Genomic DNA, 4,332 nt, shown 5'->3' with positions numbered 1-4,332 from the left:
AGACATGGCTGCTCGCAGCGCTTGGCCAAGGCGCCTACCAATAGCTAACGCCATAAGAGCGCTGCTTTTCGGCAATAAAAAAGTCTGCCATCGCCGTTCACGCGCGGTGAGAGCGCCGGCGCATTTCGCTGTCCCGGATCGCTTGACGCGCGCAACGACGCAGCGCGAGGCGGTGCCGTGCGCTTTCCTTCGTCTCGTGCTTGATGATCAGCGGCGCTGGCCGGCGCGAAGAGGATGGTCAGCGGCATGAAGCCGAAGGTCTTGTACTTAACCCGCAGTTCGGTCGTCTCGGTGCGCCAGACGATCCCGCGGGGCCTTACATTTCGTCAACGTAAGCGTCGGTCTTGGTTTCGTGTCGCATGATCATGGGTGTTTGTCCGACGGCGAACAGGAGGGTCAGGGGGAGCACGCCGAAACTCTTGAAGGCCACCCACTGATCCCAGGTCAGATAATGGCGAAGGACCTCGTTCAGTCCCGCCAGGGCAAAGAAAAAAACGCCCCATCGAACGGTGAGCTTTCGCCACCCGGCCTTATCGAGATGAATCGCGATATCGAGGACGAGCGGAAGGATGAGCTTCCCGAGCGCCATCGCCCCAAGCAGCGCACCGCCGAGCAAACAATAGACGATGGTGAGCTTGATCTCGATAAACGTCTTGTCCTGAAGCCAAAGTGTCAGCGACCCGAACACCAGGACCATGATGGCCGTCACGATGGGCACGACAGGCATCCGTCCCGTCCGCGCCCAGGAGACGATCACCGTGATCAGGACGGCGACCATCAGGACTGCGGTCGAAGTCAGCATGCCCGCTTTGTCCTCGGGAAGCCCCGCGGGCAGGATCGGTCCCACAAGCCAGCGGAACAGCGACGGTCTCGAGTTCGCAAGAAAGAACAGCGCCAGAGGCCCGAGCTCGAGCAGCAGCTTGACGATCGGGTTCGGCGCGGCGCGCGCTGTCGGGCCGGTCGCTTTTGCCCCCGTCATTGAATGGCCTCCGTTCGCTCGATTCCGGCGATCGCTTCGGCGAAATCGCGCGCGGCGAAGGGCTTGAGGTCATCGAGTCCCTCGCCGACGCCGATGAAATGCACTGGCAGCGCGAACTTGTCGGCGATGGCGACCAGAATGCCGCCGCGCGCCGTGCCGTCGAGCTTGGTCATCACGAGGCCGGTCACGCCCGCGGTGCGCCCAAAAATCTCGACCTGGTTCAGCGCGTTCTGGCCGACGGTGGCGTCGAGCACGAGGAGGACCGCATGCGGCGCCTCGGGGTCGACCTTTTTCATCACCCGGACGATCTTCTCCAGCTCGCCCATCAGCTCGGCCCGGTTCTGCAGGCGGCCGGCCGTGTCCATCAGCACGACGTCGGCGTTGAGTTCGCGGGCGCGGGTCAGCGCGTCGAAGGCGAGGCCGGCGGCGTCGGCGCCCTGATCGCGCTCGACAAGGTCAGAGCCGGTGCGCCGCGCCCAGACGCGGGCCTGCTCGATCGCCGCGGCGCGGAACGTGTCGCCAGCAGCGATCACGATCGTTTTGCCTTCGCCGCGAAACTGGGCCGCGAGTTTGCCGATGGTCGTTGTCTTGCCGGAACCGTTGACGCCGACCACCAGAACGACGAACGGCCGTTTCGCCAGATCGAGGACCAGCGGGCGGGCGACCGGGATCAGCGCGCGCTCGACCTCGTCCGCGAGCACCGCCTTGACAGCATCGGGATCGATGCCCTTCTCGTAGCGCCCGCGCCCGATCGCATCGCGGATGCGGGCGGCCGCGGCGAGGCCAAGGTCGGCCTGGATCAGAACGTCCTCGAGGTCGTCGAGCGATTCCGAGTCGAGCTTGCGCTTGGTGAAGATATCGGTGATGCCGCGGCCGATGTTGGTCGAGGAGCGCTCAAGCCCCACCCTGAGCCGCTGGAACCAGCTCTTTTTCGTCTCCGGCGGCGGTTCGGCGGCAGGCGGGGCCTCCGCGACGACCGCCGCTTCGACCGGCGGCGGCGCTTCGGTCGCGGGCTCAGCCTCGGACGCGGACGCCGGGGCATGCGCGCCGCCGAACCAGCGGCGGATAACGCCGGATTTTGCTGTCTTGTCGCCGTCTACGCTCAACCCATCTTTTCCTTTTGCCGAGGCGACGCACGCCCCTCGACCACGCTGACCAGTGGTCCCGATCCCCCGCGCTTCGCGTAGCGGAGGATTGCGCCGGCGCCAAATTTCACCCCCGATACTGGGGGAGGGGGACCGGCCGAGGCCAGCGGCGGGAGCGGCCCTCTCCTCCCGGGCCGATCACATTCGTCCTTCACCCTGCCCCCTAGGCGGCCGGCGCCCACTTGCGTACCTATGTCCTCATGACGCCCGAAGAAACAAGAGCGCGGCTGCTCTATCGCGACGGATTGATGCTCGTCATCGACAAGCCTGCGGGCGTCGCGGTCCATCGCGGCCCGAAGGGCGGTGCGAGCCTCGAAGACGATTTCGAGGCCCTGCGCTTCGGGCTGCCGCGCAATCCCGCCCTCGCTCACCGGCTCGACCGCGAGACGGCCGGCTGCCTCGTGCTCGGGCGGCACCACAAGGCGCTGGAGAAGCTCGGCCTTTTGTTCAAGCAGGGCAAGATCGCCAAGACCTACTGGGCGGTCGTCGCCGGCGCGCCCGACGCCGACGAGGGCTCGATCGACCTGCCGCTCGGGCGTCTCGACGAGAAGCGCGGCTGGTGGATGAAGGTCGATCCCAAGGGCCAGCCTGCGCTCACAATCTGGCGAGTGAGGGGGCGCGGGGTCTGGCGCGAGGCGCCGGTCGCCTGGCTCGAGCTCGAGCCGAGAACGGGACGCACCCATCAGTTGCGCGTCCATTGCGCGGCGCAGGGCTGGCCGATCCTCGGCGATCCGATTTACGGCGCGCGGGCCGACGTTCCCCTGCAACTGCTCGCGCGCAAGGTCGTCGTGCCGCTCGCCAAGAGCGCGCCGGCGATCGAAGTTGAAGCGCCCGTCCCGCCGCACATGCGCGAGACGCTCGCGGCCTGCGGGTTCGCGGAGGAGACGATGCGCAAGCCGGCGTTGTAGCGCGCGCTCCAGAGCCCGTCGCGAGACGGGCGTCCTGACGGACGCCCTATGGGCGCGCCTCGACGAGGTCGGCGACCCGGCCTTACAGGGCGCTGCGGCGATTGTGCAGCGCAGCGGAATGTGAAAAGTTGCAGAAATCCGCGAGGAGCAAGGCTGCGCCCATGTCGATTCGAGCCGCCATTCATCACCTGACGCACTACAGATACGACCGGCCGGTCTCGCTCAGTCCGCAGATCATCCGCCTCCGCCCGGCGCCCCACAGCCGCACCCGAGTCATTTCGCATTCGCTGAAGGTGTCGCCGGCCGGGCATTTCGTGAATCACCAGCAGGATCCTTATGGCAACTGGCTGGCCCGCTACGTATTTCCAGAGCTCGTCACCGAGTTCAAGATCGAGGTCGACGTCGTCGCCGACATGACGGTCTACAATCCGTTCGATTTTTTCGTCGAAGAGGCCGCCGAGCACTGGCCGTTCGACTACGGCGAGGACCTCAAGCCCGACCTTGTCATCTACCGCACGCCCGAGCCGGCAGGCCCGCGCCTCCAGAGCTTTCTCGACGGCCTCGACCGCTCGCAAACGCGCACTGTCGATTTCGTCGTCGACCTCAACCGCCACTTGTCGCATCAGATCAAGTACCTGATCCGCATGGAGCCGGGCGTCCAGACCCCGGAGGAGACATTCGCCCTCGCCTCGGGCTCATGCCGCGATTCGAGCTGGTTGCTGGTTCAGATCCTCCGCAACCTGGGCTTTGCGGCCCGTTTCGTGTCCGGCTATCTCATCCAGCTCAAGCCCGATCTCATTGCGCTCGACGGTCCGCCGGGAACCGACCACGACTTCACCGACCTGCACGCCTGGGCGGAAGTCTATCTTCCGGGCGCCGGGTGGATTGGCCTCGATCCGACCTCGGGTCTGCTGGCGGGCGAGAGCCATATTCCGCTCGCGGCGACCCCGCACTACCGCAACGCCGCCCCGATCAGCGGACTCGCGAGCTTCGCCAATGTCGATTTCGCCTTCGACATGCGGGTCGAGCGCGTCTCGGAGCACCCGCGCATCACAAAACCCTTCTCCGAGGAGGCGTGGAACGCGCTCGACCGCCTCGGCGACGAGGTCGACCGGATCATCCAGGCCGACGACGTACGCCTGACCATGGGCGGCGAGCCGACCTTCGTCTCGATCGACGACTACGAATCGGCGGAATGGAACACGGACGCCGTCGGCCCGACCAAGCGCGCGCTGGCGGACCGGCTGATCCGGCGCCTGCGAGATCGTTTCGCGCCGGGCGGATTCCTGCATTACGGGCA

General features: G+C 66.4%; 4 protein-coding genes. 2 read left to right on the top strand and 2 right to left on the bottom strand.

What is annotated here, in order from left to right; translation table 11 throughout:
• Positions 1–316: 316 nt before the first annotated feature.
• Both ACLP25_RS25610 and ftsY read right to left on the bottom strand, forming a co-directional pair.
• Entirely contained in the window at positions 317–979 is a 663-nt protein-coding gene (locus ACLP25_RS25610; RefSeq protein WP_442471931.1) for a septation protein A, read from the bottom strand.
• On the bottom strand, positions 976–2,085 hold the full coding sequence (gene ftsY, locus ACLP25_RS25605) for a signal recognition particle-docking protein FtsY (protein ID WP_442471930.1): 1,110 nt from the start codon (positions 2,083–2,085) through the stop codon (positions 976–978). Before ftsY ends, ACLP25_RS25610 begins: the two co-directional genes overlap by 4 nt.
• 239 nt (positions 2,086–2,324) lie before the next feature.
• Between ftsY and ACLP25_RS25600 the strand changes: the two genes are divergently transcribed.
• Entirely contained in the window at positions 2,325–3,032 is a 708-nt protein-coding gene (locus tag ACLP25_RS25600; RefSeq protein WP_442471932.1) for an RluA family pseudouridine synthase, read from the top strand.
• A gap of 161 nt (positions 3,033–3,193) precedes the next feature.
• Positions 3,194–4,332, top strand: a 1,139-nt coding sequence (locus tag ACLP25_RS25595) for a transglutaminase family protein (protein ID WP_442471929.1), incomplete at its 3' end; no start/stop codon positions are given.

The sequence above is a fragment of the Roseiarcus sp. genome (assembly GCF_052145395.1).
Taxonomy (GTDB): Bacteria; Pseudomonadota; Alphaproteobacteria; order Rhizobiales; family Beijerinckiaceae; genus Roseiarcus.
This window is presented reverse-complemented; position numbering and strand designations above follow the sequence as displayed.